The 26,282-nt window shown below is 53.4% G+C and carries 23 protein-coding genes, 1 pseudogene and 1 other annotated feature; of the genes and pseudogenes, 23 read left to right on the top strand and 1 reads right to left on the bottom strand.

What is annotated here, in order from left to right:
- The 19 genes and pseudogenes from GX030_02810 to purH all read left to right on the top strand — a co-directional run.
- Window positions 1-507: Na/Pi cotransporter family protein (locus tag GX030_02810; protein ID NLV91311.1), on the top strand; the 507-nt coding region annotated here is incomplete at its 5' end.
- Between the two features lie 310 nt (window positions 508-817).
- Window positions 818-1,948 carry an ABC transporter substrate-binding protein gene (locus GX030_02805; protein ID NLV91310.1) on the top strand — a complete coding sequence of 377 codons (1,131 nt, stop codon included), beginning with the start codon at window positions 818-820 and terminating at the stop codon, window positions 1,946-1,948.
- 100 nt (window positions 1,949-2,048) lie between these two features.
- Window positions 2,049-2,930, top strand: a complete 882-nt coding sequence (locus GX030_02800) for a branched-chain amino acid ABC transporter permease (GenBank protein ID NLV91309.1) — start codon at window positions 2,049-2,051, stop codon at window positions 2,928-2,930.
- An 18-nt stretch (window positions 2,931-2,948) separates the two neighbouring features.
- The gene (locus tag GX030_02795; protein ID NLV91308.1) at window positions 2,949-3,968 is read left to right on the top strand and encodes a branched-chain amino acid ABC transporter permease; all 1,020 of its coding nucleotides are present in this window, start codon (window positions 2,949-2,951) and stop codon (window positions 3,966-3,968) included.
- Window positions 3,965-5,437: pseudogene (locus GX030_02790) on the top strand (ATP-binding cassette domain-containing protein). Before GX030_02795 ends, GX030_02790 begins: the two are co-directional and overlap by 4 nt.
- Window positions 5,438-5,658: 221 nt before the next feature.
- Entirely contained in the window at window positions 5,659-6,339 is a 681-nt protein-coding gene (locus GX030_02785; protein ID NLV91307.1) for a YggS family pyridoxal phosphate-dependent enzyme, read from the top strand.
- 32 nt (window positions 6,340-6,371) lie between these two features.
- On the top strand, window positions 6,372-6,809 hold the full coding sequence (locus GX030_02780; GenBank protein ID NLV91306.1) for a cell division protein SepF: 438 nt from the start codon (window positions 6,372-6,374) through the stop codon (window positions 6,807-6,809).
- Window positions 6,810-6,840: 31 nt separating this feature from the next.
- Window positions 6,841-7,653: a pyrroline-5-carboxylate reductase gene (gene proC / locus GX030_02775; protein NLV91305.1), complete on the top strand. Its 813-nt coding sequence runs from the start codon at window positions 6,841-6,843 to the stop codon at window positions 7,651-7,653.
- Window positions 7,653-7,925 (top strand): YggT family protein, encoded by a 273-nt coding sequence (locus GX030_02770; protein ID NLV91304.1) that lies wholly within the window; start codon window positions 7,653-7,655, stop codon window positions 7,923-7,925. Before proC ends, GX030_02770 begins: the two co-directional genes overlap by 1 nt.
- 29 nt (window positions 7,926-7,954) lie before the next feature.
- Window positions 7,955-8,743: a photosystem II S4 domain protein gene (locus GX030_02765; protein ID NLV91303.1), complete on the top strand. Its 789-nt coding sequence runs from the start codon at window positions 7,955-7,957 to the stop codon at window positions 8,741-8,743.
- A gap of 28 nt (window positions 8,744-8,771) precedes the next feature.
- Entirely contained in the window at window positions 8,772-9,350 is a 579-nt protein-coding gene (locus GX030_02760) for a DivIVA domain-containing protein (GenBank protein NLV91302.1), read from the top strand.
- A gap of 103 nt (window positions 9,351-9,453) precedes the next feature.
- Window positions 9,454-9,707: a binding site (T-box leader), on the top strand.
- Window positions 9,708-9,769: 62 nt separating this feature from the next.
- Entirely contained in the window at window positions 9,770-12,559 is a 2,790-nt protein-coding gene (gene ileS / locus GX030_02755; GenBank protein NLV91301.1) for an isoleucine--tRNA ligase, read from the top strand.
- Window positions 12,560-12,726: 167 nt separating this feature from the next.
- Window positions 12,727-13,032, top strand: coding sequence for a hypothetical protein (locus GX030_02750; GenBank protein ID NLV91300.1), 306 nt, complete (start codon window positions 12,727-12,729; stop codon window positions 13,030-13,032).
- A 59-nt stretch (window positions 13,033-13,091) separates the two neighbouring features.
- Window positions 13,092-13,766, top strand: coding sequence for a hypothetical protein (locus GX030_02745; GenBank protein ID NLV91299.1), 675 nt, complete (start codon window positions 13,092-13,094; stop codon window positions 13,764-13,766).
- Window positions 13,767-13,772: 6 nt separating this feature from the next.
- Window positions 13,773-14,357, top strand: a complete 585-nt coding sequence (locus GX030_02740) for a signal peptidase II (GenBank protein NLV91298.1) — start codon at window positions 13,773-13,775, stop codon at window positions 14,355-14,357.
- 18 nt (window positions 14,358-14,375) lie between these two features.
- Window positions 14,376-15,302: an RluA family pseudouridine synthase gene (locus GX030_02735; GenBank protein NLV91297.1), complete on the top strand. Its 927-nt coding sequence runs from the start codon at window positions 14,376-14,378 to the stop codon at window positions 15,300-15,302.
- A 239-nt stretch (window positions 15,303-15,541) separates the two neighbouring features.
- Window positions 15,542-16,078, top strand: a complete 537-nt coding sequence (pyrR, locus tag GX030_02730) for a bifunctional pyr operon transcriptional regulator/uracil phosphoribosyltransferase PyrR (protein NLV91296.1) — start codon at window positions 15,542-15,544, stop codon at window positions 16,076-16,078.
- A 42-nt stretch (window positions 16,079-16,120) separates the two neighbouring features.
- Window positions 16,121-17,419, top strand: coding sequence for a uracil permease (uraA, locus tag GX030_02725; protein NLV91295.1), 1,299 nt, complete (start codon window positions 16,121-16,123; stop codon window positions 17,417-17,419).
- 192 nt (window positions 17,420-17,611) lie between these two features.
- Complete coding sequence (gene purH / locus GX030_02720; protein ID NLV91294.1) at window positions 17,612-19,162, top strand: bifunctional phosphoribosylaminoimidazolecarboxamide formyltransferase/IMP cyclohydrolase; 1,551 nt, start codon at window positions 17,612-17,614, stop codon at window positions 19,160-19,162.
- A 72-nt stretch (window positions 19,163-19,234) separates the two neighbouring features.
- On the opposite strand, the gene GX030_02715 is transcribed toward purH, so the two are convergent.
- Complete coding sequence (locus GX030_02715) at window positions 19,235-21,037, bottom strand: fibronectin/fibrinogen-binding protein (GenBank protein NLV91293.1); 1,803 nt, start codon at window positions 21,035-21,037, stop codon at window positions 19,235-19,237.
- A gap of 130 nt (window positions 21,038-21,167) precedes the next feature.
- Between GX030_02715 and GX030_02710 the strand changes: the two genes are divergently transcribed.
- From GX030_02710 to GX030_02695, 4 genes are all read left to right on the top strand, one after another.
- Window positions 21,168-21,962 carry a tetratricopeptide repeat protein gene (locus tag GX030_02710; GenBank protein ID NLV91292.1) on the top strand — a complete coding sequence of 265 codons (795 nt, stop codon included), beginning with the start codon at window positions 21,168-21,170 and terminating at the stop codon, window positions 21,960-21,962.
- 161 nt (window positions 21,963-22,123) lie between these two features.
- On the top strand, window positions 22,124-24,919 hold the full coding sequence (locus GX030_02705) for a calcium-translocating P-type ATPase, SERCA-type (protein NLV91291.1): 2,796 nt from the start codon (window positions 22,124-22,126) through the stop codon (window positions 24,917-24,919).
- Window positions 24,920-25,086: 167 nt separating this feature from the next.
- Entirely contained in the window at window positions 25,087-25,956 is an 870-nt protein-coding gene (locus GX030_02700; protein ID NLV91290.1) for a YicC family protein, read from the top strand.
- Between the two features lie 61 nt (window positions 25,957-26,017).
- Window positions 26,018-26,278 (top strand): DUF370 domain-containing protein, encoded by a 261-nt coding sequence (locus GX030_02695; protein ID NLV91289.1) that lies wholly within the window; start codon window positions 26,018-26,020, stop codon window positions 26,276-26,278.
- Window positions 26,279-26,282: the final 4 nt, after the last annotated feature.

Raw genomic sequence — 26,282 nt, 5'->3', positions numbered from 1 at the left:
TTAGGTGGTCTTTTCATGGGGATGCAGCTGATGCAGGCATCCTTGGCGCCCTTTGGGGTCACGGTGGCCCAAAGACTCTTTCCCGCCGCCCAGAATACGGGGCCCTTGAATGCCATCGGGATCGGAGTAGTTGTTACCCTGATGCTTCAGAGTAGTTCCGCGGTAACGGGAATCGTCATCGCGATGGTTGGCTCTGGCATTTTGGATCCCAGGTTAGGGATTTTCATCACTCTAGGAGCCAACATCGGCACAGTGGGTACATCCCTACTAGCCAGTGTAGGGATGAATTCCTTGGCCAAGAAAGCGGCCCTGACAGACCTTTTGCTCAATCTCGTGGCAGTGCTTTGTGTGCTTCCCTGGTTCGACAAATTCCATCACCTTGTTGTCCTTTGTTCGCCAAGAGCCTCTGCCCAGATTGCCAACGCCCATACCATGTTCAATATTGCCGCCTCGACCTTGGCGCTGCCCTTTGTCCCGGTAATTGCCAAACTAGTGGACGCGGAATAGCCAAGAATTCCCTGTGTAACACACTTTTAACTATTGGTGCCGCTAGATGGCCCTGACTTTGCAAAGGGCCACGCCAGCGGCATTTTCTCACCTCTGTTTGACAAAAATCGTATAGGATCCGCCGGAAAAATTCGAATCAGACCCATTGACGGCGGGAAACTGCAAAAAATCATATTGACATCACGGATCCCGTGGACTATAATCTGGAGTAAATATCTCTGCCAGGGTATTCCTGTGGTGGCAAATAGGTGCTGTCACGGCATCTGCCACGGGCTGAGGATGCTGGCACAAGTAAAAGGAGGAATTATTTATGAGGAGAAAAGTACTGGGGTTAGTGGTGGTTCTAAGCCTTATTCTGGCATTCTCAAGCCTAGCTGGTGCTGCTAATGTGATTAAGATTGGGGGCGTTGGCCCGCTAACGGGAGAAGTTGCTACCTTTGGGCAATCGGCCCACAACGGAGTAAAGCTCGCCTTTGATGAAGTTAATGCTGCCGGCGGTGTGTTGGGGATGAGAATTGAGTACATTCACGAGGACAACAAAGGCGATGCCGCCGAGACAACCAACATCGTACGCAAACTGATTGTACGGGATCGGGTTTCGGCCATCGTAGGTGCGATTATCAGCGCTAACAGTCTGGCCGCGGGCCCGCTGGCACAGCAATTTCGGGTGCCGATGATTAGTCCGACCTCAACGGCCGATAACGTGACCTCGGCAGGAGAATACGTTTTTACCGCTTGTTTCAAGGACTCTTTCCAGGGACAGATTATGGCCCAATTTGCTTACAATGACCTGGGACTGCGGCGAGTGGCCACCTTGGTTAATATCGCCAGTGACTACAGCATCGGTCTGGATAAGGCCTTCGTTGAGACCTTTGAAGAGCTCGGCGGCCAGGTGGTTGTGAGAGAATCCTATAACGCCGGTGACCAGGACTTTAGGGCTCAGTTAACCAAGATTAGAGGACAAAATCCTGAAGCCATCTACGTTCCGGCTTACTACACCGATGTGGGTCTAATTGCCCGTCAAGCCCGGCAGCTGGGCATAGATGCTCCTTTGTTGGGGCCCGACGGATTTGACTCACCGGAGTTAGTCAACATTGGTGGCGAGGCTGTCTACGGCTCCTACTTCACCAACCACTACTCCATCGACGACCAGTCACCTCGAGTACAGAACTTCGTTAAGGCATACCGAGAGGCCTACGGTGAGGAACCGGCTTCCTTCTCTGCTCTAGGTTACGATACCGCCATGGTGCTGGTGGATGCAATTCGCCGAGCCGGCAGTGCCGACCCCAGGGCGATCCGGGATGCCTTGGCCGAAACAAAGGATTTAGAAGTAGTCACAGGTATGCTGAGTATGGATGAGAATCGTAATCCAATTAAGAGTGTAGCGGTATTGAAGGTGACCCCCGAAAAACAGGAGTTCGTTGCTACGGTTCATCCGTAGTTCATCGATAGTTCTGTAGGCGGCATCCAAGACGAATCACTCTTGGATGCCGTCGACCTTATAGGGTGAAAAAGCGAGGTAGGTGATTGGTGTGCAAGAGGTGGTAGCCCAGGCGGTGCAACAGATAATCAACGGCCTGTCACTGGGAAGTATTTACGCTCTGATTGCTCTTGGGTATACAATGGTGTATGGCATCATCAAGCTGATTAACTTTGCCCACGGCGAGATTTATATGCTGGGGGCTTTTACTGGTTTTTTTGCCATTGAAATTTTCCAGATGCCCTTTACCATGGCTTTGGTAGTCTCAATGCTCACCGCCGCGGTGGTCGGCGTGGTTATTGAGCGGGTGGCATATCGTCCCTTACGGGGTGCGCCTCGGATAGCTGCTTTGATTACTGCTATTGGGATGTCGTTGTTGATACAGAATGTGGCCTTGTTGGTCTGGAAGCCTAATCCCCGAGCCTTTCCCGATGTTGTCAGTTATCGATCCTGGACCTTGGGTGGGGTAATGATCGACAACCGGCAGGTGATGATCCTTGCCATCAGCGTGATCTTGATGATTGTGCTGCACTATGTTGTTCGCCATACCAAGATCGGTAAAGCGATGCGGGCGGCCTCGGCTGATCCGGACACCGCAATGTTAATGGGGATCGATGTTAATTTGGTAATCTCGGCTACCTTTGCCATCGGCTCGGCTTTGGCCGCGGCCGCAGGGGTGCTTGTTGGCGTCTACTACACTCGAATTGACCCAATGATGGGGGTTATGTCGGGACTCAAGGCCTTTGTCGCGGCGGTTCTCGGTGGAATTGGCAGTATCCCCGGAGCGATGCTAGGGGGCCTTTTGATGGGAGTGGCCGAGGTTGCGGTGGTGGCCCTGGCCAGTTCCAGCTGGAAGGATGCCGTGGCCTTTGCCGTCTTGATCATTATTCTGCTGCTGAAACCTGCGGGCTTGTTGGGACAGCATCAGCGGGAAAAGGTTTAGGGAAGGTAGGTGAGAGCAATGACCCGGGAACCTGCTACTTGGCGAATTTGGCTTCATCGTGGAATTATAGGGTTGCTAGTCCTTGGCCTAATTGCTGTAAATGTTGGTGTTTATACTTGGTACATTGACTATTATCTCATCGGCATTCTCACGTTGGTAGGAATCAACATCATTCTGGCTGCCAGCCTCAACTTAATTAACGGCTATACCGGTCAGTTTTCTATCGGTCACGCGGGATTCATGGCCGTGGGAGCCTATGGCTCAGCACTAATCTCCATCAACCTTGGCTGGCCCTTTGTGGTAACTTTGTTCTCTGCGGCCTTGATGGCCGGATTGTTGGGCGTGGTTATTGGCCTGCCGACTTTGCGACTCCGGGGTGACTACTTAGCCATCGCTACCTTGGGATTTGGAGAGATTATTCGGGTCTTGATCCTCAATCTCCCCTTTACCGGTGGGCCTCGAGGTCTGCCAGGGATTCCTCCGAAGACCACCTTTTTCTGGGTCGAGGCGGTCGCTATCCTTACCCTGATAGTAATCAGCAATATTAAGAACTCATCTCATGGTAGGGCTCTTTTTTCGATTCGAGAGGATGAGATCGCCAGCGAAGCAATGGGAGTTGACACCACGAAATATAAGGTGTTGGCCTTTGCCATCGGTGCTGCCTTTGCCGGCGTGGCTGGGGCCTTGTTTGCCCACTTTCAGATGTTCATCGACCCCAAATCCTTTGCTTTCATGAAATCCATTGAAATCCTAACGATGGTTGTGTTAGGCGGCATGGGCAGCCTGACGGGTTCAGTGCTGGCGGCAACTACCTTAACTATCCTTCCGGAGGCACTGCGGGGCTTTTCCGAGTACCGGATGATCGTTTACTCCGCGATTTTGGTGACTTTGATGCCGCTGCGACCCCAGGGCTTGTTGGGACATTTGGAACTGACGGACTTGTTACCGGTGCGCAGGAGAAAAACCCACTCCCCGGTGGCGCCGGTGCAGAGTGAAGTGTCCGGTCGGGGATCCGGTCGGGGAGGGGAATTCCAATGACGTTACTATCTGTAAGGAATTTGGTAATGCAGTTCGGGGGATTGCGGGCGGTAAATCGCCTAGATCTGGACTTGGCCCCCGGGGAGATTTTCGGTTTAATTGGCCCCAACGGAGCAGGGAAAACCACCGTCTTTAACTGTCTGACGGGGATGTATATCCCTACGTCGGGTTCCATCGACTTCTTGGGCCGGAGTTTGGTGGGGCTAAAGCCCTTTCAGGTAAATCAACTGGGGGTTGCCCGTACCTTTCAGAACATTAGGTTGTTCCAAAATCTGTCAGTAGTGGACAATGTTACCATTGGGTTTCACTCCCGCTCGCAGTATGGCCTCTTGGAAGCCATCGGTCGATTACCGCGTTTTCTGCGGGGAGAGAGGCAGATCTATCAAGAAGCTCTGGAGTTGTTGGAGATCTTCGACCTGGCCCAGCGTAGGGATGAGATGGCCGGCAGCTTGCCCTACGGACAACAGCGGCGATTGGAGATTGCCCGGGCCTTGGCCACCAATCCAAAGCTGTTGTTGTTGGATGAGCCGGCAGCCGGGATGAACCCCAGGGAAACCGCTGAGTTGTTGGAACTAATCCAGTGGGTTAAGGAGCGATTTGACCTGACGGTATTGCTGATCGAACATGATATGAAGTTTGTCATGCAGATCTGCGATCGCATTGCGGTCTTGGACTACGGAGTTAAAATCGCCGAAGGAGTTCCCGATGAGATTAAGGCCAATCCAAAGGTGATCGAAGCTTATCTGGGACAGGAGGCGAAGTAGATGCTGGAAGTCAAAGACCTGAATGTCTATTATGGTGCGATACACGCCCTGAAAGGTGTGTCTCTTTCTGTTCAACGGGGAGAGATTGTAACCCTCATCGGAGCTAACGGTGCCGGCAAGAGCACAACTTTGCGAACGATTTCCGGACTACTGCACCCCAGGCAGGGGAAGATTATCCTGGAAGGCGAGGATATCACCGGGGTGTCTCCCCATGGGATTGTCAGTAAAGGTGTTTCCCATGTTCCAGAGGGGCGTCGGCTCTTTGGCGAGATGACGGTATTGGAGAATCTGGAACTGGGAGCCTATCGGCGCAAGGACGCCGCCGGGATTAATCGGGACCTGGAGTGGGTCTTTGAGCTATTTCCCCGCCTGAAGGAGCGCCGGCACCAAGCCGCGGGTACCTTAAGCGGCGGGGAGCAGCAGATGGTGGCCATGGGTCGGGGGTTGATGTCTGCTCCACAATTGTTGATCCTTGATGAGCCCTCTATGGGACTGGCGCCTTTGTTGGTGAGGGAGATATTTGCCATTGTCGAGGAAATTAGAGCTGCGGGCATGACGGTGCTGTTGGTCGAACAAAACGCCCATATGGCCCTTTCCATCGCGGACCAAGCCTATGTGATTGAGAACGGTCGTATTGCCTTGTCGGGGCCGGCCTCAGAGGTGGCTGCCGACGATCGGGTACAACGGGCCTATCTGGGTGGCTAGATAGGGGATGTCAGAAGGGGTCAGACGCTGCGGTGTCTGGCCCTTGTTGTTGGGAGAAATGACCTTACTGGCGGCAGGATTATACCCTGGGCTTGGAGAAGCACTTGTAATATCTGTGACAAAATCAGAAAGTCTTACGTTAATTGCCCTTTGGTATTGGATTTATTGCGGTATGGCGAAGATTTGCTAATAGTGATTGGTAGAAGGTGTGTCGTTACGACATGAGTATTGCTAAGAACGTTGAATTTGTGAAGAACCAGATTGCTATGGCCTGTGAGCGGGCGGGGCGGTCTCCGGAAGAAGTGACGATAGTCGCGGTCACTAAGTACGTAGATGTACCGGAGATACAGGCCTTGCTGGACGCGGGAATTACCCACATTGGCGAAAGCCGAGTGCAAGCGGCTGAAGCCAAGTTAACTCAACTGGAAGGTAAGAATTTTGTCGCTCACATGATCGGACACCTACAGCGGAATAAGGTGGCACGCTGCCTGCAGCTGGTTGATTTGATTCATTCCGTTGACAGCTGGCGATTGTTGGTGGAAATTGACAAGCAAGGGGCAAGGCTCGGTAAGGTCACGCCGTGTTTGTTGCAAGTGAACGTCTCAGGGGAAGCAACGAAATTCGGCTTTTCGCCAGAGGAGCTGCATTCGGTGCTGGAAGGGATACATCAACTGCCCCATGTGACGGTCAAGGGTTTGATGACCATGGCTCCCCATCACTCCAATCCTGAGGACACCAGACCGGTGTTTCGCAGTTTGCGCAGGCTGGCGGAGCAGATTAAAGCACAGAACATGCCGGGCGTGCACATGGATGAGTTGTCGATGGGAATGTCCAATGACTATGCCATCGCCGTTGAAGAGGGAGCGACTATGGTAAGAATTGGTTCGGCTCTCTTTGCGTGATTGTTGCAGACCTTTGGGATGGGGTGAAGATTGTGGCAGGGAAGATGTGGGACAAACTATTAAGCATCATCGGATTTGAAGATGAGGTGGCCGCGGTCGAGGATGAAGTCAGCACCGGTGGGGACTCCTTGTCCTATGAGGGGACAGGGCAGGAAGGACCGGCAAGTGGTCAAGAAGCCAAGGTTTTGATCCTGGCGCCTCAAGGGTATTCAGACGTTGAGGAATTGGCTAATCACCTGAAAAATGACAAAGCGGTGATCGTAACCTTAGAGGCCTTGGAGCGAGATCTGGCGAAGCGAATCGTTGATTTCATGAGCGGCGTTGCCTATGCCCTGGATGGTGATGTCCAGAGGGTAGCAGAGGGAATTTTTGTCTTTGCTCCCAAGTCTGTAGTTGTTGATGCCGATAGCTATGCAGCGGCAATTCGGGAAAGTGCTATCATGCAGGACAGCGGGTTGTCGGAAGAGTAGGTGTGCCAAGGGTCACCGGGAGGAGATGTCCATGGATCAATGGACCATCGGAATTGTTGGCGTCGGGGCCATGGGATCCGCCTTGGTCAAGGGATTTGTCAGCAGCGGTTCCGTCGCGGCCCAGGCCGTGGGTCTCTACGATATTGATCGGGAAAGGGTCGGCAAAGTTGCCCAGGAAACGGGCTGTCGGATTGTGCCTACGCTGGCAGATTTGGTGGGCACTAGCCGCTGCATCATTCTTGCCGTCAAACCCCAGCAATTGCCGAAGTTACTTAAGATTATTGCTCCCAAGCTGGAGGATCACTTGGTGGTTTCCCTGGCGGCGGGAATTGACCTAAACTTCCTCCAGCAACAATTGCCCGCGGGATGTGAAGTGGCTCGAGTTATGCCCAACACGCCGGCCCTGATTGGTCATGGTGCCATCGCGGTGAGCTTTGCAGCCAATGTCAGCGATGAGAGACAAGGGCGGTTGTGCCGCCTGCTGGAAAGCGTCGGCAGCGTCGTGGTTGTGGCTGAGACGCAGATGAATGCGGTGACGGCTCTGAGCGGAAGTGGGCCTGCCTACGTGTATTTGATGCTTGAATCCCTCATCAGTGCCGGGGTAACTGCGGGCTTAAGTCGCCAGGTGTCTAGGCAATTGGCCCTTGAGACAGTGATTGGTGCGGCAAAGATGGTGAAGTCTTCCGGTGAGCATCCCGCGGTTCTTGCGGCTCAGGTCACCTCTCCGGGAGGAACTACTGCTGCCGGACTCCGGGTATTGGAGGCAAAGGGCGTGCGCTCGGGAATTATCGAGGCAGTGTTGGCGGCAAAGGCAAGGGCCGAAGAAATGGGGAGGGATAGCTGATGCGAGGTTTATTGATTTGGTTGGTCAGCACCGGGATCGAGCTTTATACATGGATATTACTGGCTAGGATTTTGTTATCTTGGTTGCCAAATCTTGATCCCGATCATCCGGTGATTCAGTTCATCTACCGAGTGACGGAACCGGTCCTGGCTCCCTTCCGGAACATGATTCCTCCACTGAACGGGTTTGACTTATCCCCGATTATTGTGTTCTTTATCCTTGGTATGGTGCGTCGCTTACTGATTTCAATGATACGGTTTGTTTTTTGGTGACGATGGGTTGAAGAATAGGAGAGGCTTCTATGTTTGATCGTGAACGGCTGTTGTCCCATTTATCGGATCCCGAAGAACGGGAGTTAGGCAGCCGAGTAATTGACTTGGCTGAGCAGGTATACCGCAACAACGATCCCAGGTTTACCGATTTTCTCGATCCCAGGGGGGTAGATATCGCCGTTGGAATCCTGCGGGGCATCCAGGGGCTGGCCTATTTTTCCAGTGGCGGATACCGAGAGGCAGAGAGAAGGATCCTGGCCATCTATCCCGACTATTACTTGACGGAGATCCTGGAACTACCTTTGCAGTGCCTGCAGGCCGAAGGGGATTTTTCCTTTGAAGCAGTTTCCCATCGGGACTTTTTGGGAAGTTTGTTGGCTTCTGGGATCAAGCGGTCGAAGGTCGGAGATATACTGCTAACCGATACGGGATGCCAGGTAGTGGTGGTCAAGGATGTGGCCGACTACATCCAGAATCACTGGCAGGCTGTTCATCGGGTCCCTATTCGTGTCTTCCCCATTGAGCCAGAACAGTTGGCGGTGGGGTCTGAGCGAGTAAAGGAAATTCGCACAACGGTAGCTTCGCTGCGTTTGGATGCCATCGCTGGGGCTGGATTTGGTACGTCTCGAACCAAAATGGCCAAGGAGATCAAAGCCGAAAGGGTCAAGGTCAACTGGCAGTCGGTTACTAACCCCAGCGCCTCCGTAGCTCAGGGCGACGTGATTTCGATTAGGGGCAGAGGTCGAGTGGAAATCGCAGAGGTAATGGGAACGACGAGGAAGGGTCGGATAAGTGTGCTCTTAAAGCGATTCATCTAGTCCTGGCATCTAATGGGAGGTGTTGGTGATGCTAAAACCGATGGATATCCAGAATATGGAGTTTCGGACGGTCTGGCGAGGATATGATCCTAAGCAGGTAGATGAGTTCACCAGTCGGATTTTCACCGAATACGAGACGATTTACCGAGAAAACGAGGAACTGAAGGCCACCATTGCCAAGCTCCAGGAGAAGTTGGACCACAGCACTCGGATGGAGTCCAGTATTCTGGAAGCGGTAGAGCTGGCAAAGGAAACCGCGGAGTCTGTAAGGGAGTCGGCACAGCTTGATGCCAAAGCGATGATCGATGCCGCACGCCAAGAAGCTGAGTCTATCGTGATGCAGGCCCGAAATGAGGCGGAGACCATCCAGCGGCGTGCTCGAGAAGCGGTGATGGAGACGGAGGACCAAGTCCGTCAGCTTGAGAGAAGACAGGCAGAACTGATCCGACAAATGCGAGCCTTTATTAGGCAGACCCAGGATGCCCTGGAGCTACTGGAAGGGGTGGAAACCGGCAGGATTCGCCGGGTACCCAGCGTGGGCGTAGGAGGCTTCACCTCTGGGATTGTTCCAGATGCGGAAATTGCCGCCAGCGACGACGAGGCATGAGGCTGAATCGCCATACCTCGTGTTGACGACCCTGGTGTCAGTTTAGTATAATACAGTGTATAATTCATTGTGGATGATCGCAGGATGATCCTATCGGATATTGCTACAGACGATGAAGAGAAGAGTAGCTGATGCTCGACGGCCATACAGAGAACCGAGGTAAGGTGAGAGCTCGGGATGGCGGACTTCAGCGAAGATCATCTCGGAGTCACCGAAGCGAAGACTGGTGGACAGAGGTTCCCAGTAGTAGTTTTGGTCGGCAGGGCACCGTTATTGGCCCCAGCGAGGTGGGAACGACCTTTATTTTGGTTTGTTTCAACTGAGGTGGTAGCGCGGGAAAATGATCTCGTCCTCAAGGGGACGGGATTTTTTTATACACAAGTTTTGCCGACGAGTTGAATTTTGTGGAGGGGAAGGCAATGGATTATCGCAAGACAGTGATTTTGCCGAAGACGGAATTTCCAATGCGGGGCAATTTGGCCAAGCGGGAACCGCAGATGCAGGCAGATTGGGAGCAGCGTGGAGCATATCAGCAGCTAATCGAATCCCGGAAGGATAGAGAATCCTTTATTCTCCATGATGGACCTCCCTATGCCAATGGCCACATTCACTTAGGCACCGCGTTGAACAAGATTCTCAAGGATTTTGTGGTGCGTTCTAAGAGCATGCAGGGATATTACTCCCCCTATGTACCGGGATGGGATACCCATGGACTGCCGGTAGAGCACGCGGTGGTCAAGTCCCTGGGCCTGGACCGGCACAGCATTTCAGCCCTGGAGCTGCGGAAAAAGTGCCGAGAGTTTGCCCTCAAGTGGGTAGCGGTCCAACGGGAGGAGTTTAAGCGCTTAGGCATCTGGGGAGATTGGGACAACCCCTACCTAACCCTGACTCCGGAGTACGAGGTCAAACAGATTCAGATCTTCGGAGAAATGGCGAAAAAGGGTTATATTTACAAGGGGCTCAAGCCGGTGTATTGGTGTGCCCAGTGCGAGACTGCCCTGGCGGAGGCAGAGATTGAGTACCATGATCATACCTCGCCGGCTATTTACGTGAAGTTTGCCGTCAAGGAGACCCAGGGCGTCATCACCGAGGATGGGGTTTATTTCGTGATTTGGACCACTACACCATGGACCATTCCTGCCAACTTGGCTATCACCCTTCATCCTGATTTTGAGTACCACCTGCTGGACACCGATCAAGGCAAGCTAATCATGGCTGCCGATCTTGTGGCTCAGGTCTGTGAGGAAACGGGTCTAAAGGTCAAGGGGGTTCTGGCCCGGTGGTCTGGTTCGGAGCTGGAGCGGGTGGTGTGTGAACATCCCCTCACCGGCGGCGATTCTCTGGTTATTCTCGGGGAACATGTGACCTTAGAGCAGGGTACCGGGTGTGTCCACACCGCACCGGGCCATGGTCTCGAGGACTACGAGGTTGGACTAAGGTACGGACTGCCGGTTTATGCACCCGTGGATGAGCAGGGTAGGTTTACCCAGGAAGCAGGAAAATATGCCGGCATGGAATTGGATGCTGCCAACCCAGTAATTGTCCAGGACCTGCGGGAAGTAGGAGCATTGTTGCACTCCCAAGAGGTGGAGCACCAATATCCCCACTGTTGGCGATGCAAACATCCAGTGGTGTTTCGGGCTACCTCCCAGTGGTTTGCTTCTGTGGAAGGGTTTAGAAAGGAAGCCTTGGCAGCGATCCAGGATGTCAAGTGGATTCCTGCCTGGGGAATCGATCGGATCAGCAATATGGTAGCTGAACGCAACGATTGGTGTGTCTCCCGCCAGAGGGTATGGGGAGTTCCCATCCCGATTTTCTACTGCGATTCTTGCGGTGAGTTCATCATCAATGATGACACCTTGGAATCCCTTTGCCAGATTTTTGCTGAGGAAGGTTCCGATGCTTGGTTTGCCAGAGAGGCAGAGGAGCTGTTACCGGAAGGATATACCTGTCCCCACTGTGGCCATGACAAGTTCCGCAAGGAAACGGACATCATGGATGTCTGGTTTGACTCTGGAACCAGCCATGGGGGAGTACTGCAGCAGCGGCCAGAATTGACATGGCCAGCGGATCTTTATCTGGAGGGCAGCGATCAGCATCGTGGTTGGTTCCAATCCTCCTTGCTAACTTCCGTCGCAGCCTATGGGCAGGCTCCCTACAAAGCTGTCTTGACCCACGGGTTTATTCTCGACGGCGAAGGCTTCAAGATGTCAAAGTCCTTGGGGAACGTCATCGCACCGATGGATGTGTGTAACAAGTGGGGTGCTGACATTTTGCGGCTGTGGGCGGCCTCATCGGATTACCGCGGCGATATTCGGTTCTCCGATGAAATCATGAACCAACGGGCCGATGCCTATCGCAGAATTCGCAACACCATGCGATTCCTGCTCAGTAACCTTAACGACTTTGATCCAGCTTCCGATGCCGTACCCTACGACAATTTGCCGGAGCTAGAACGGTTCATGCTCAATCGGGTTAGTCGGTTGCAGGATCGGGTGTTAACCGCCTACAATGAGTGTGAATTCCACATCATCTACCATTCGGTCCACCACTTCTGTTCCGTGGAGTTGGGCGGCTTTTACCTTGATGTCCTGAAGGACACTTTATACTGCGACGAACCCGATGGTTTGGATCGCAGGGCTGCTCAAACGGTGATGTATCATCTGGTGAGAATTCTAGCTAAGCTGCTGGGTCCGATTATTCCCCATACTGCCGACGAAGTCTGGCAGTTTATCCCGGGAGAGAAGGAAGCCGATTGCGTGCACTTGGCTTTGGTGGAGGAAATCCCCGAGGAGTGGAGGGACGATCAGCTGGAAGAGGTGTGGACGCAGCTGTTAGCGGTGCGCTCCGATGTCTCCAAGGCCCTTGAGGAGTCAAGAGCCAACAAGGAAATCGGCAGCTCCAACGATGCCCAGGTTGTTCTATACCCATCCTCCCAGGGGCAGGAGGCCCTGCTTCAGAAATTCTCCAACGAGGAGCTAGCCCGCCTGTTCATTGTTTCCTCCGTTGACATACGCTCCAGTGGCGAGGAGCTTCCAGAGCAGGCTCGCCGCTATGAAGGAGACTTAGCGGTGGTAGTGGAAAGGGCCCCAGGGGAAAAATGTCAGCGCTGCTGGAAGTATACCCCAGAGGTCGGGCATCAGGAGATGGAGGGTCTGTGTCATCGTTGTAACGATGTTGTGACCACTTATTTTGTCGATCAAGAATAGGCGTTTTTCCAGGCACCTTACCATTGTCGCAGGATGGTAGGGTGCTCTTTTTATCTCTCCTTGGTTAGTCTCTGGTCGGACTGGTGACTATCCTCTGATTGATAATCCCTGTGGCAGGACACAGTAGTTAATGCCGAAAGGTCACCATCGGCAGGGAGGGAGGCGTCATGGAAGAAAGGGATTCCCTAATCCTCGAGAGGCTGGGCGAGAAGTTAGCGGAAATCTCGGCTCAGATGCACAAGTCCAGTATTGCTGAGTTTGTGGCTTTGTATCGCCGCCCCTGGCGATTGTTTTACTTTAACTTTCTCGCCGGGATTTTCCGAGGATTTGGAATCGCCGTGGGATTTACCTTTGTCGGTGCGATTTTTGTGTACGCACTGGGTAAATTAGCCTCCCTCAATCTTCCCGTGATCGGGCATTTCATTGCCCAGATCGCCCGATTGGTTGAGCTTGAGTTATCTATTCCTCAATGAGGCACCAGGTTACTAAAGACATCCCCTTGGCATGGGGGAGCTTTGGGAGGACTTCACTAGTGAACAAGGAGCGGATCAGGCAGCTTTTGTGGGAAGAAAAAAGCCGACTTACCGATCAGATCCAGCGGCTGGATGAATGGGGATTGGAAGAACCGGAATCCTGGGCCGTAGGCGAATTGTCAGCCTACGATCAGCATCCCGCGGACTCCGGTTCCGAGACCTTTGCCCGGGAACAGGACCTGGCAATGAGGGACCATGCCAGAAATCAGCTCCAGAAGGTGGAAGAGGCGCTGAGCAACTTGGATAGTGGAAATTACGGAATCTGTGAGGCCTGTGGTCAGGGGATAGATGAATCCCGGCTGGAGGCGATTCCCTACACCACTTTGTGCTATGATTGTAAGGTGGCGGAAGAGGCAAACACCCAGGAGCTAAGGGAGGCTCGACCGGCGGAAGAGGAGGCCTTGCCCGCTGGTTATTCCTTCCGAGACGACAGGGATGAGTTTGCTGGATTTGACGGAGAAGACACTTGGCAGGCTTTGGCGGGGTATGGAACCGCCAATTCGCCCCAGGATGTATCCGGCGAGCTTGATTATGAGGATCTCGATAACGATGATGACGAAGACGGGGTCGCCGATCCCATGGACCGCCTGGTTGATCTGCGGGGAGACGGTGCCTCGGATTTAGATGAGATCTATCCCGATCCTGAGGATCCGGCTTTCATTACGGAAAGGTAGGATTTGGTGGCAACAGCCTCGAGGGGAGGGACCCTCGGGGCTTCTCGCGCCCATGGCCCCTTGGGCTCTGCCTTGACCGCCACCATTGCCTTCAAATTGGGTGTCATGTTACAATGCAAGCAACGGCATAGCTTGCAGGCAAAGGGGAGCAGCGGGGTGTGGCGTCACTGGTCAGTTTGGTTGTTGGTAGTTGCAGGCGACAGGATTACTAAAGGGTGGGCCCAAGGGAATCTGGTGCCCTATCAGTCTCGACCTCTCCTGGCACCGTGGCTCGATGCTACCCTGGTGTACAATCCCGGAGGGGCCTTTGGGATCTGGTCGGGACACGGTTCAGTGTTGGCCCTTTTTACTTGTGTACTGCTAATTTCGGTGATTTGGGCCTGGAAAAGGCTAATTCGATTTGGTGAGGCAATGAAGTGGGGACTGACCCTGGCTACCGCCGGTGCACTGGGGAATTTGATCGATCGCGTTCTGTGGGGCTATGTAATTGACTTCTTGGATGTAGGGTTTTGGCCAGTCTTCAACGGAGCAGATATTGCCCTCTGTGTAGGTTTAACACTGGTGGGCTGGAGTTTGCTCAGGGCCGATTAGGAGGGGAGCAACGTGGCGATGGCACAGGTCTTGGAACTGGAAGTGGAGGCAGAAGCCGCCGGTCAAAGGATTGATGTCTTTCTGGTGATGAAAGGAGTTGTACCCTCCCGGTCCTTTGGCCAGAAACTCATCGATGACAATCAGGTATTGGTGAACCATCGACCGGTTAAGTCTAGTCACAAACTGATGGGAGGGGAGCGGGTGGTCGTTGAGATCCCTCCTCCGAAACCGTTGGCAGTGGAACCGGAAGAGATCCCACTGGATGTGCTCTACGAGGACGAGCACATTATCGTCGTCAATAAACCTCGGGGAATGGTGGTCCATCCCGCCGCCGGTAATCCCAATGGTACCTTGGTCAATGCCCTGCTGGCCCATTGTTCCCAGTTGTCTGGGATAGGGGGGGTTCTTCGGCCCGGGATCGTTCATCGCCTTGACAAGGATACGACGGGAGTACTGGTGGTGGCCAAGAACGACCGAGCTCACCTGGGCTTAGCCAGGCAGATTAAGGAACAGACTGTCAAGCGTCAATACGTGGCGATAGTTCATGGCAATGTCAAAGAAGATGGGGGGACCATCAGGACCAACATTGGCAGACATCCCCAGAATCGGAAGGTGATGGCTGTATTGCCCGAGGGAAAGGGTAAGCCCGCCGTTACGCACTTTAGCGTGTTGGAGAGGTTCGGTCGATACACCTTGCTCCAAGCGGATCTAGAAACGGGCAGAACCCACCAGATTCGAGTGCACATGGCACACCTTGGTCACCCCATCGCCCAAGATGAAGTCTATGGCCCCAAGAGAAGCGGCCTTCCCCTTAAGGGACAGGGCTTGCATGCCAGAACCCTGGAGTTTGTTCATCCTATCTATGGTAAAATCATTACCTGTCGGGCTCCGTTGCCGGAGGATTTCTGTGCTGCTCTAGAATATCTGAGAAAAACCTTAAATTAATCTTGACCCTTCCGGTGAAGGGTGGTAGACTGTATCTGACTTAAGCTTGATCCTTTAATCCAGTCCCGTGAGGCTGGCAAGGAGCAGAGATATAGTGAGATATTTGTACATACCTTCTCGGTGTGTATCTATGTCGATGACGAAACCTCCTTGCCTATTTTTGCAGGGAGGTTTTTTTCTGCTCCGAACAGGCAGAAGTCGAGATCGATATCACAGGGGGAAGGAGGAGGTTTTGGAAAATGCGACTGAAGACAATGCTGCTGGATGAGGCCGCCCTGAATCGAGCGATCACCCGCATTGCCCATGAAATTGTGGAAAAGAACAAGGGCACTAAGGATCTGGTGCTTTTGGGGATTCTAACGCGAGGATACCCCTTGGCCCAGCAGTTAGCGGAGAAGATTAAGCAGTTCGAAGGGGTAGAAGTTCCCGTGGGTTCGCTGGACATCACTCTGTATCGTGATGATTTGACCACGGTCGCAGAGCAGCCGATGGTGAAGGGCTCCAGCATTCCCTGCAGCCTCAATGGCAAAGTTGTCGTGCTCGTTGATGACGTCTTGTTTACCGGCCGAACGGTCCGGGCAGCCCTGGACGCTGTCATTGACCAAGGCCGGCCCAAGCGGATTGAACTGGCCATCATCGTCGATCGGGGACATCGTGAGTTACCGATTCGAGCCGACTTTGTTGGCAAGAACGTTCCGACGTCTCGGAAAGAACTGATCAGTGTGATGGTCAAAGAAGTCGACGATGTCGATGCCGTTTGGATCGGGGAGTTGTAAACACACCTTTTCTTCCAGGGAAAATAAGGGGAGGATAAATAGATGCAACCAAAAGTCGATGTTCATGATAGTTTGTCCCTCAGCAAGCTGATTCCTCTTGGCTTTCAACACTTATTCGCCATGTTTGGCGCTACGGTCCTTGTTCCGCTGTTGGTAAATGGCAGCACCGGAATGACGGTAATTCCGCCGTCGGTGGCGTTGTTAACCGCCGGTCTTGGTACCCTGCTCTTTCAGTTGGTAACCAAGGGTAAGGTTCCAGCTTATTTGGGCTCATCCTTTGCCTTCATTGCACCCTTAATCGCTGCTGCTTCTGCCCATGGTCCGGGATATGCCCTGGGTGGAGCGATGATTGCCGGACTAGTCTACGTGCTGGTAGCCGGAGTCATCGCGGTGATTGGCTTAGATTGGTTGGACAGGCTGCTGCCGCCGGTGGTGATTGGCTCTGTCATCGTGGTTATCGGTCTAGGTCTGGCATCTACCGGGGTAGATATGGCGGGCCTGTCCCAGGCCGAGGTTACCTTGGCAGACCCCAATGTGAGGGTGTCGCTTTTCACCCTAGTTGTGACGGTAATCGGTTCTATCTTCTTCAAGGGCTTCTTTGCGGTGATTCCGATTTTGATTGGGATCGTTGCCGGGTATATTTTTGCAGTGCTCAATGGTATCGTCGACTTCCAACCGGTTCTCGATGCCGCTTGGTTTGCCCTTCCAAAGGGGCACGCTCCAGCCTTCTCCTGGGAGGCAATGGCCCTGATAGCCCCGGTGGCCCTGGTTACTTTGGCGGAGCACCTAGGTGATGTGCTCACCATTAGTAGAGTTGTAGGTCGTGATTTCTACAAGGACCCTGGTTTGCACAGAACTTTGCTGGGAGACGGCCTTGCCACTAGTTTGGCCGGTCTCTTGGGTGGACCACCGAACACCACCTATGGCGAAAATATCGGTGTGATGGCTATTACGCGAGTATACTCTGTAAAAGTTATTACCACTGCTGCGGTAATTGCCGTGATCCTCTCCTTTGTGCAGAAGATGGGGGCCCTAATTCAAACAATTCCCGATGCAGTGATGGGTGGAATTACGATAGTACTCTTTGGCACCATTGCTTCCTCGGGACTGCGAACTTTGGTAGAAAGTGGCATTGATTTTGGCAACAAGAGAAATCTGATCATCTCGTCGGTGATTCTGGTCCTGGGAATTGGGGGAGCGAAGATTGCCATCGGGCCACTGCAGTTTGAGGGGATGGCTCTGGCGGCTATCACCGGGATTATCTTGAACCTGGTTCTGCCCCAGGATCCCGAGGAGAGAAGAGTCGGTCCCGCTGCCGAAGGCTCTGACTCGGAAAGGTAACGGGATAGGGATTGACGGGCAGATGCCCGTTGGATAAACTAGAAGCAAAAGCAAGTTCCTTCGCAACTGGCGGATTGTAGTGGAGAACCACTGGGGAGCGAAGGGAAATACTGCCGACCGCCTGGGCTGGGTTGAACCTTAGCCCAGGTTTTGTTTTTTAGACCAGAGATAGTAAAGATGGGAGAGAACGCAGTGGAACGGTGCGCGCTGATCAGTGTGTGGGACAAAACCGGTATTGTTGAATTTGCCCAGAAGTTACAGGCCCAGGGATTTACTATTATCTCGACGGGTGGAACCAAGACTACTTTGCAGGCTGCCGGGATACCGGTCACTGGAGTAGAAGAGGTGACCGGGGTGCCGGAGATGCTTGGGGGCCGGGTCAAAACCCTGCACCCGGCAATTATGGCGGGGATTCTGGCCCGTCGGCAGGAACCGGAGGACCGGAGTGCCCTTGCTGCCCTGGGCTATCCACTAATTGATATTGTGGTGGTCAACTTCTATCCCTTTAAGCAGGTTGTGGCCGATGGCGGTGCGACCTTTTCCGAGGCAATGGAGAATATCGACATCGGCGGCCCCAGTATGCTGCGGGCTGCTGCGAAGAACCACGAGTTCCTTTGGGCTGTTTGCGATCCCAGGGATTATTCCAGGGTGCTGGATGGGCTAGCGGCAGAGCCCGAGGCAGCTCGCCAGGTGCGGCGGGAACTGGCCCTCAAGGCCTTCCGCCGAACTTCAGGATACGATGAGGCGATAGCCGGTTATCTGGCAGGATCTGTTGGTGATGCTCCCGGGGATTTTCCTCGACAGCTAGACCTCAGCTTTACCTTGAAAACTCCGCTGAGGTATGGAGAAAACTCCCATCAACGGGCGGCCTTTTATATCCCGTCTAGCTCAACTTCGGCGGGGGTGGCCAAAGCAGAGCAGCTTCAAGGCAAGGAGCTCTCCTTTAACAATATCAACGATACTAATGCTGCCTTGCAGGCGGTGAGAGAGTTTTCCCAACCGGCGGTGGTGGCCCTGAAGCACACCAATCCCTGCGGGGTGGGTCTGGCCACCGAGGGTGATTTGGCTGCAGCCTTTCAAAGGGCCTATGTCGGGGATCCCGTCAGTATCTTTGGCGGAATTATCGCCTGTAACCGTCCAGTAGATGGGGCCACAGCCCAGTTGATGTCAGAGATCTTCCTGGAAGTAATCGTGGCCCCGGGTTTCAGCAAAGAGGCACTGGAAGTTCTCAGTGTCAAGAAGAACCTCCGCCTGCTGCAGCTGCCGGAGATAAATACCAGATCCAGCAGCTGGGATTATAAGTTTGTAGAAGGTGGTTTGTTGGTGCAGACCCCCGACGATGCCGATGACGATCCCAGAACTTGGGAGACGGTGACTCAGGCCGCTGTACCCGAGGATGCCTTTACTGACTTGTTGCTGGCCTGGAAGGTTGTCAAGCATGTCAAGTCCAATGCTATTGTATTGGCCAAAGATGGGGGCACCGTGGGAGTGGGAGCCGGGCAGATGAATCGAATCCTCGCGGCGAAAATCGCCTTTGATGGAGCCAAGGAGAAAGCAGCGGGATGTGTGCTTGCCTCCGATGGTTTCTTTCCCTTTGATGATGTGGTTCGCCTAGCTGCAACCCAGGGCGTGAGAGCCATTGTCCAACCTGGCGGCTCCATTCGCGATGAAGATTCAATTAGGGCCTGTGATGAGTTGGGAATTCCCATGCTCTTTACCAGGGTTCGCCACTTCCGCCACTAAGAGGTTTCACGAGGTTAGTAAAAACGAAAGCCTCCTTGCTCAATTTGCAGGGAGGCTGTTTCTGTAGACTACTTAGTCTTCTTGTCGGCTGTCTTCCCGTGAGGCGCTGTGGGGCTTTGGAGTGACCAGGATTGTCCGGTGGCTGTCATAGATCACCTTACCGGGTTTTGCTCCTTTGGGTTTTCTCACCTTTTGCCGAGTAGTATAATCGACAGCAGCAGTGGCGGAGTCCCGAGCCTTACTGTAGTATGCTGCGATTTCCGCGGCTTGGACGAGGGTGGTATCGGGAACGGGTTTTCCACCGCTTTTGATGATCACATGGGAGCCGGGAATGTCTTTAACATGCAGCCAGATGTCGCTGCTGGAGGCAATACTAAAGGTCACTTGGTCGTTTTGCCGGTTATTTCGGCCCACGAAGATGGGGAAGCCATCCTGGCTGATGAACTGCAAAGGAGGAGCTGGATCCGGTTTTCTTTGCTTTCTACCCTTTGTGGGTTTAGTCTTGAGGTATCCTTCAGCAATTAGTTCCTCTCTGATCTCCTCAATTTCTCCTATTGTCTCTGCCAGCGCAATGGCGGTTTGTACTTCCTCAAGATACTCCAGTTCCGATCGGCTTTCTTGCAGCTGTTGCTCCGTGATCTGAAGACTATTCTTGGCCTTGGTGTAGCGTTTGAAGTAGGCCTGGGCATTCTCCGCCGGAGATAGGGACGGGTCCAAAGAAATGGAAATTGGCTCTTGATCTTCACTGTAGAAATTAGTAACGGTGATGGAGTCCTGTCCCTTTTGAACTTGGTACAAATTGGCGGTAAGCAACTCACCTTGAATTCGGTAGGTATCGGCTTGGGCCGCCAGCTCTAAGGTATCTTGCTGTTTAGAGATCTTTTTTTCCAACCGGTTGATATTCGTTGATATAATTCGATTCAAGACTCCAGCCATCTCCTTGAGGCGATGGTAGTTAATCCGATAGTCGTAGTAGCGATCTGCCGCCTGGGAGATATCCCGGCATTTCACTAGAGATGTGCCTATGTCCCTCAGGGGATAGGGAGCGAACTCCACAGGGGAGCCATCCCCGTCAAGGGCCAAGGTCGCAACGGCCTCTCCCGTAGTCAGCTGCGAGAATAGCTGGGTAAATTCGTGGTAGAGGGCTTCCCAGTCCCCTTGCAGATCTGCTACGGTGGCGCCGACGCCAAACCCTGCCCTCAGGAGGATTTCCCCTGCTGTCACCGGGCTAATGCCTTGGTAACTGCGGACGATGACGTTGCTCACCTTCGCGGTCGGGCTGCTGGGAGCCAGCAGGCTGATAAATTGTGGCCAATCGCTGGTCAAGGGATTGGCCTTATCCTGGGGGGGTGGACTGATGTAGATTTCGCCGGGCTGGATCTCGCGGTAGCGGCTCATCTGAGCGGTGACCCGGTTGAGCCCATCAAGGATTGTTCTGGACTCTCCGTCAACGATAATCACATTGCTATGTCGCCCCATGATCTCGACAATGAGGGTTCTCAAGGCCAATTCACCGGTGTCAGATAAGGCCTCAACATCGATTTCTATAATCCGCTCAAATCCAATCTGACGGACCGCGGTGATTTTCCCCCCCTCCAGGTGTTTGCGCAGTAACATACAAAAAGCCGGTGGGTTGAGGGGGTTGACATAATCTGCCTCTGTTAGATAGATGCGAGGGTATTGCGGATGCCCGGAGATAACCAGTTGATGGTTACCGCCCGGTCGTCGACAGTGCAGGACCAAGTCAAAGCGAGAAGGTTGGTATATTTTCATGATCCGGGCGCCCACCAAGGTTGCTTCAAGCTGTTGGGCAACGGCATAGACCGTGAGTCCGTCAAAGGCCATTTCTTCCACCCCATTATGGATAAGATGCATAACTCCATTATAGCCTTCGGTGTCTTGGCGCGCAAAGTTATTCCCAGGAGGAAAACCGAGGATGAGCAAGAAGAATAAACAGATGGCATCACCTGGTACCTCGTTCTTAGGGGAGAAGGGATGATCTAATATGGATAGACTGAAGAGCATGAGAAGATTCACCGTGGCCTTGGTATTGGTCGTGATCCTGGGGTTGGGCGCCGGGGTTGGTCTTGGCTATATGAACACTGAGAGACTGATTTCCGATGGCTTGATCCTCGGCAGCATCGGAGCCCTGCGTTACTCGGTGGAGGTCCTTTCCCAGGCCAGGGACCAAGCAATTAGTCGGGAAAGTCAAGCAGAAGTCGAGGCTAGCCAGGCTTTGGTTTTTCTGGCGGCCAGCCAGGACGCGGCGGATCAGGGACAGGATCCCACTCCGTATCTGCAGCGAGCTCGGACTCATCTGCAGGCAGCCATCGGTTTGGACATAGACAACGCCTTCTTGTACAGCCTATTGGGGGACGTCGAATTCGCAGTTGGCAATGTGGGGAGCGCAACGGTGGCCTATGAAAGGGCTTTGGAGCACGAGCCCGATGCCGTTGACGCCTTGTTTGGACTGGGTCGGATTGACGTTCAGGCCGGCAGGACTGAGGAAGCCCTTGAGACTTTGCACAAGGCGCAGGAACTGGCTCCCGATCATCTGGGGATAGCTTTGTTGCTGGCTGAGCAATTGGCGGCGACCAGTCGATACGAAGAGGCTGTTGAGATCTTGACTAAAGTGGAGCTTTTTGACCCTCGGGTGCCCCAGGTACATTTTCAGCTGGCCACCTATTACCACGCGTTGGGGCAATTTGATGAGGCCTTACATCGGATCGAAAGAACCCTTGACCTGGACCCTGAGTTTGGTCCAGCGCACAAACTGCGGGAAAGAATACAGACTCCATAGCTTTACTTCCTAGTACAATGGAAAATGCTTTTGCTACGCCTTGAGGTCATCTTAAGGCGTTTTTCCTTTGTTGCGGCTTGTTCCGGGCGGCATGAATTGTCTTCTCTTTGAATAATGATGAGACAGTCATGGAAGCTTTGGAAGGGAGGCCCCTTGGAGCAATGGTAGCAGAGAAGTGGTATCGGCTCAGAGCGGCTGCTGTGGTCAAGCAGTTGCAGTCCGATGAAAAGCGGGGACTAACGGAGAAAGAGGCGGCAAGGCGGTTGCGGCAATATGGTCCCAATGAGTTAGAATCCGCTCCGCCGGTTTCAGGCTGGGAGATTTTCTGGGCCCAATTCCAGGACTTTATGATCCTTGTCTTGATGGGAGCCACAGCGATTTCCTTCTTGTTAGGTGAAGTAGTTGATGCCATTGCTATTCTAGCTATAGTCTTTGTCAATGCCATTTTAGGCTTCATTCAAGAGTATCGTGCCGAGCGCTCTTTACAGGCCTTGCAGGAATTGGCGGCTCCTTATACCTTGGTAACTCGGGATGGTAAGGCTCTGCAAATTGATTCCAGGGAATTGGTCCCTGGGGATATCGTGACCTTAGAGGGAGGAGACCGGGTTCCCGCGGACATTCGTTTGCTCCAAACCAACATGTTTCAGGTAGAGGAGGCGGCCCTGACGGGAGAAAGCATTCCTGTAACCAAGGACGCCGAGAGAGTGCTCACCGGTGATGTCGCCTTAGGGGATACAGTAAATATGGCCTTTATGGGGACAACGGTTACCAAGGGCAGGGCAATTGGGATCGTGGTTTCCACCGGCATGGATACTGAGATAGGTAAAATCGCTGATCTCATTGGGACTGCCGATGACGAGGAAACACCATTGCAAAGGCGTTTGCATCAGTTGGGCAAGTGGCTGTTGGCAGGAAGCCTCTTGGTTGTCGCCCTTGTGTTTGTCGCTGGTGTCCTTCGGGGATTTCCAGTGTATCGGATGTTTCTCACTGCGGTGAGTTTGGCCGTTGCCGCGATTCCGGAAGGGTTACCGGCGGTGGTGACCATTGCCTTGGCCCTTGGGGTCCAGAGAATGATTAAACGCAACGCCATTGTGCGCCGGCTGCCGGCGGTGGAGTCTTTGGGCTGTGCCACGGTAATCTGTTCCGACAAGACCGGCACTCTAACTCAGAATCAGATGACGGTAACGGAGATGGCGCTAGTCGGGAGACGACTGCAGGTAACCGGTAGCGGGTACACTCCAGTAGGAGAGGTTCTTGAAGACCGCAGGCCCGTATCCCCCGACGCGCCGGACCTAGCCTTGGCCGCCAAGGTTTGTGCCATCTGCAATCACGCCCAGCTGCAACCACGAGACAGCGGTGCCGGCTTGATGGCAGCGGTGAGTCGAAGACTAGGATTACAGGGTAGAAGCAAAGATTACCAACTCTTTGGGGATCCCACCGAGGGAGCCTTGCTGGTGTTAGCTGCCAAATTGGGCCAGCCCCTGGATGAATCCCAGCGCCGCAACCAGGTAATTGGAGAACTGCCCTTTGATTCCGATCGGAAGAGGATGACCACCATCACCCAGGAAGGGGGGCGGGTATTGGCTTGGGTCAAGGGTGCCCCTGACGTGATCCTTCCGCTGTGCAATCGAGTTCAGGATGGCGGGCGAGTCCGTCCCATCACTGCCAGTGATCTGAGGCAGATGCGCCGGATTAATGAATCCATGGCTCAGGGAGCCCTTCGGGTCTTGGCCTTAGCCTATCGAGAGCTTCCCTCCGACAGGAGCAGAAGACGGGATTGGGTGGAATCAGAGGTGGAATCGCAGCTGGTATTGGTTGGGCTAGTGGGTATGATAGATCCACCGCGACCAGAGGCTAGACAGGCGATTAGAGTTGCAGCTGAGGCGGGAATTCGCACCATCATGGTGACCGGTGATCATCTCCAGACCGCGGAAGCCGTTGCCCTCCAGTTGGGTCTGATCAAGTCGGGACAAAGGGGCCTGGCCGGAACAGCCATCGATGCCATGAGCGATGAAGAGCTGCGGCAGGTACTGCGGACAACATCGGTATTTGCCCGGGTTTCCCCTCGGCACAAACTACGGATAGTCAGAGCCTTGAAGGCCGACGGTGAAGTGGTAGCTATGACCGGTGATGGGGTCAATGATGCTCCAGCCATCAAGGAAGCGGATATCGGTGTGAGTATGGGAATTAATGGTACCGATGTGACTAAAGAGGCGTCGGATATGGTACTGGCCGATGACAACTTCGCTACCATCGTCGCGGCTGTGGAAGAAGGTCGAGGAATTTACGATAACATCCGCAAGTTTATCCGTTACCTGCTGGGCTGCAACGTTGGTGAGGTCTTGACCATGTTCCTGGCGACAATGCTGTCCTTGCCCTTGCCCTTGGTGCCGATTCAGATTCTGTGGATGAATCTGGTGACCGATGGTCTTCCCGCAATCGCTTTAGGCGTTGACCCGGTGCATCCTTCGGTGATGCAGCGCCCACCCCGTGATGCCGATGAAGGAGTATTTTCTCGGGGTTTGCATGTAAAAATCCTGGTTCGAGGCTTTCTCATTGGAACCTGTACCTTGTTGGTGTTTGTCTATGAGCTTTTCATGAATTCACGTGACCTGGATATTGCCCGGACGATGGCCTTTACCACCTTGGTAATGTCCCAGCTCTTTTTTGTCTTTCAGTGCCGGTCTGAAGATCGAGGAATTCTAGAGGTCGGCCTTTTCACTAATCCTTACCTAGTGATCGCGGTTCTAATTTCTCTAGGTATGCAAATAGCTGTGATGTACTTACCCTGGCTGCAGCCGGTGTTTAAGACCGTTGCCCTTGGCTGGCAGCATTGGCAGATCGTCTTGATTTTCTCTGGCTGGTCGATTGTTGCCGATATTATCCTGCGGGGGATCCGTTCTTTGTTTTCCCGTCGGGTGGCGACGGTGACGGTGGGGCAGGAAGTCCTCAAATGAGCAGGAAAGGCCAGCACGATTGGGGAAATCTTACACTAAGCATTGTTTGTGCTCCTTAGGTCCACATTGGTACTTAGAGTACGTATTTTTGTTGGCAAAGGGGGCTCAATGGGAACCAAGGGATTCCTATTGGGTCCTTCCGTCGACTTTGTAAGGTGATGTAGCTAATGGCGTTCAGTATGACAGGCTATGGTATGGGGGTTGCAGAGGATAAGGTTCGGGTGACCGTAGAGATCAAGACGGTCAATCACCGGTACCTAGATTTTTTTATCCGAGTTCCCCGGGGTTTCATGAGCTTTGAAGATGTGGTCAGGCAAGAAGTATCCCAGCGTCTTCATCGTGGGAGAGCGGAAATAGTGGTCACCGTGGAGGATTTTGCCGACACAAATAGAACTGTGACCATCGATTGGGGCCTAGTTAAAGGCTATGAGGCTGCCCTGAAGGAACTGGAGAAGACCCTGGGGATCCATTACCAGGCCCGGGGTGAGCATATTTTACAACAACCCGATGTTTTGATTCCAGAATCTGTGGCCCCGGAAGATGTGGAACCGACGCTGCGGGAAGCGATGCATCGGGCTTTGGATAACCTGTTGGCGATGCGGGCCCGGGAGGGTGAAGCTTTGGCCCAGGATATCCTGCAACGGGTTGCCAAACTAGAAGCCTTGACGCAGCAGCTGCGGGAACAGGCTCCCAAGGTAGTGGCCAGTTACCACCAGAAGCTCAAGGAGCGGGTGGCAGAGCTGGTGCAGCAGGTGCCCGTTGATGAGGAGCGTTTGGCCCTTGAGGTGGCGATTTTTGCTGACAAGACCAACGTGACGGAGGAACTGGTTAGACTGGACAGTCACCTTAATCAGTTTCGGACCATTCTCCAACAGGAGGGCCCCATTGGTCGGAAGTTGGATTTTCTGATTCAGGAGATTCAACGGGAACTAAACACCACTGCATCAAAGGCCAACGACTCGACGGCATCTCAGCTGGTGGTTGAGGGGAAGGCGGAATTGGAGAAAATCCGTGAACAAGTCCAGAATATAGAATAGATAGGTATCAAGAGCTGGATAGTTATTACCGCTTTTGTGAAAGGGAGCAGTGGAGCAGTTGATTACACTGATCAATATTGGATTTGGCAACGTCGTTGCCGCAAACCGTTTGGTGGCTATCGTCAGTCCTGAGTCGGCACCAATCAAACGGTTGATCCAGGATGCTCGAGAGCGAGGCCGATTGATCGACGCCACCTATGGTCGACGGACCAGAGCGGTAATCATTACCGATAGCGAACACATTATTTTGTCAGCGGTTCAACCAGAGACAGTGGCCCACCGCCTGAATTCTCGAGAAGGCGCTGGTGAGCCTATTGACTAAAGGG

This window comes from Bacillota bacterium, from assembly GCA_012727955.1.
Taxonomy (GTDB): Bacteria; Bacillota; Limnochordia; order DTU087; family JAAYGB01; genus JAAYGB01.
Note: the sequence above shows the minus strand (reverse complement) of the source record. Positions and strands in the feature narration are given on the sequence as shown.

Excerpts from the sequence above, each read along its gene's own strand:
- GX030_02805 (NLV91310.1), top strand. The coding sequence starts at position 818 with ATGAGGAGAAAAGTACTGGGGTTAGTGGTGGTTCTAAGCCTTATTCTG.
- GX030_02795 (NLV91308.1), top strand. The coding sequence starts at position 2,949 with ATGACCCGGGAACCTGCTACTTGGCGAATTTGGCTTCATCGTGGAATT.
- GX030_02785 (NLV91307.1), top strand. The coding sequence starts at position 5,659 with ATGAGTATTGCTAAGAACGTTGAATTTGTGAAGAACCAGATTGCTATG.
- proC (NLV91305.1), top strand. The coding sequence starts at position 6,841 with ATGGATCAATGGACCATCGGAATTGTTGGCGTCGGGGCCATGGGATCC.
- GX030_02770 (NLV91304.1), top strand. The coding sequence starts at position 7,653 with ATGCGAGGTTTATTGATTTGGTTGGTCAGCACCGGGATCGAGCTTTAT.
- GX030_02765 (NLV91303.1), top strand. The coding sequence starts at position 7,955 with ATGTTTGATCGTGAACGGCTGTTGTCCCATTTATCGGATCCCGAAGAA.
- GX030_02760 (NLV91302.1), top strand. The coding sequence starts at position 8,772 with ATGCTAAAACCGATGGATATCCAGAATATGGAGTTTCGGACGGTCTGG.
- ileS (NLV91301.1), top strand. The coding sequence starts at position 9,770 with ATGGATTATCGCAAGACAGTGATTTTGCCGAAGACGGAATTTCCAATG.
- GX030_02750 (NLV91300.1), top strand. The coding sequence starts at position 12,727 with ATGGAAGAAAGGGATTCCCTAATCCTCGAGAGGCTGGGCGAGAAGTTA.
- GX030_02735 (NLV91297.1), top strand. The coding sequence starts at position 14,376 with ATGGCACAGGTCTTGGAACTGGAAGTGGAGGCAGAAGCCGCCGGTCAA.
- pyrR (NLV91296.1), top strand. The coding sequence starts at position 15,542 with ATGCGACTGAAGACAATGCTGCTGGATGAGGCCGCCCTGAATCGAGCG.
- uraA (NLV91295.1), top strand. The coding sequence starts at position 16,121 with ATGCAACCAAAAGTCGATGTTCATGATAGTTTGTCCCTCAGCAAGCTG.
- GX030_02715 (NLV91293.1), bottom strand. The coding sequence starts at position 21,037 with ATGCATCTTATCCATAATGGGGTGGAAGAAATGGCCTTTGACGGACTC.
- GX030_02710 (NLV91292.1), top strand. The coding sequence starts at position 21,168 with ATGGATAGACTGAAGAGCATGAGAAGATTCACCGTGGCCTTGGTATTG.
- GX030_02705 (NLV91291.1), top strand. The coding sequence starts at position 22,124 with ATGGTAGCAGAGAAGTGGTATCGGCTCAGAGCGGCTGCTGTGGTCAAG.
- GX030_02700 (NLV91290.1), top strand. The coding sequence starts at position 25,087 with ATGGCGTTCAGTATGACAGGCTATGGTATGGGGGTTGCAGAGGATAAG.